Below are 1,451 nucleotides of genomic sequence, written 5' to 3' on the forward strand. Positions count from 1 at the left end.
GCTTCCTCGACACCCTGTTCGTCGCCTTCCAGAAATGGGTGCTGCGTTGGAAAGCGTGACCGACAAGCCCGTCATCGAGAACCCTGTGATCCAGATCCTGGGCCTCTCCCTGACCTTCACCCGCGACGGGGAGGCGACGCAGGTGCTGCGCCAGCTCGACCTCTCGGTCGCGCGCGGCGAGTTCCTCGCCATCGTCGGGCCGTCGGGCGTCGGCAAATCGACGCTGCTGCGGGTCATCGCGGGCCTCGCCAAGCCGAGTGCCGGCGAGGTCGTGATCCATGCCGCCGACAGCACGCGACGCCCGGTGGCGCTGGTCTTCCAGGATTCGCGGCTCCTGCCCTGGCGCAAGGTGATCGCCAATGTCGGCTTCGGGCTCGAGGGCCAGGCGCCGCGGGCCGAGCGGCTGGCGCGGTCCCAGGCGATGCTCGATCTCGTCGGGCTGGGAGCACTCGCGCAGCGCTGGCCGCATCAGCTCTCGGGCGGACAGCGCCAGCGCGTCTCGCTGGCGCGCGCGCTCGCGGTCGAGCCCGAGATCCTGCTGATGGACGAGCCGTTCTCGGCGCTGGACGCGCTGACCCGCGAGAGCTTGCAGGACGAGCTGGTCCGCGTCTGGCAGCGCACGGGCAAGACCATCCTCTTCGTCACCCACGACATCGACGAGGCCGCCTATCTCGCCGACCGGGTGGTGATCCTGTCGGGCGCTCCGGGACAGATCATCGCCGAGCACAAGATCACCGAGCCGCATCCGCGCAAGCGCGGCGGTGCGGCGGAGGCCGACATCGTCCGCTCGATCCGCCTCGGGCTCGGCGCGGACACGGTCAGCGATGGCGCGGCGATCTGAGAGTCGTCTCCAGGTATTTTCAGCCCTCATCCTGAGGAGCCGCGGGACGCGGCGTCTCGAAGGATGGTCCAGGAGGCTCCGGAACCATCTGGAGCATCCTTCGAGACGCAGCCTGCGGCTGCTTCTCAGGATGAGGGCTGAGGGACCTCACGGCGGACTTCAGCGCCCCAACGGCACGCCCTCGCGGATCTTCTTCGAGAAGTCGGGATCGTCGAGCGAGATTGCCCGCGCGCGCTCGCCGATCCGGGCCTGGCGGACCAGTTCGTCGAGCGGGATGTCACTGCGGACCGCACCGATGCGCTGGAGATAGCCGGGCAGGAAGCCTGAGAGCAGCACGCGCGGATCGAGCGGCAGCGAGAACTTCCAGGCCGGCGCGACCGAGCCGACCAGGGTGTAGACGACCGTGGTGCAGTTGGTCGTCAGCGTGTTGTACCAGCGCGGCCGGCCCGCCAGTTCGTTGACGTCCGCGACATAGGCCAGCAGCACGTCGCGGGCCTGGGCCGGTGTCGCGGCGATCCGGAAGAGGCGGACATCCTCCTTGCGGGCATGGCTGCGCAGGCCGACGAGATCGCGCTCGGGTGCCGCGACATAGGCCATCTCGTAGCTGCGG

At 69.3% G+C, this 1,451-nt stretch carries 2 protein-coding genes; one reads left to right on the forward strand and one right to left on the reverse strand.

Annotated features, from left to right (window positions below):
- Nucleotides 1-34 precede the first annotated feature (34 nt).
- Nucleotides 35-841: an ABC transporter ATP-binding protein gene (locus tag Q8M82_RS02770; RefSeq protein WP_371126211.1), complete on the forward strand. Its 807-nt coding sequence runs from the start codon at nucleotides 35-37 to the stop codon at nucleotides 839-841.
- 159 nt (nucleotides 842-1,000) lie between these two features.
- Here the strand turns inward: Q8M82_RS02770 and Q8M82_RS02775 are convergent.
- On the reverse strand, nucleotides 1,001-1,451 hold a 451-nt coding region (locus Q8M82_RS02775), incomplete at its 5' end, for a lipoprotein N-acyltransferase Lnb domain-containing protein (RefSeq protein ID WP_305689855.1).

It is taken from the genome of Allobosea sp. (assembly GCF_030694325.1).
GTDB lineage: Bacteria > Pseudomonadota > Alphaproteobacteria > Rhizobiales > Beijerinckiaceae > Allobosea.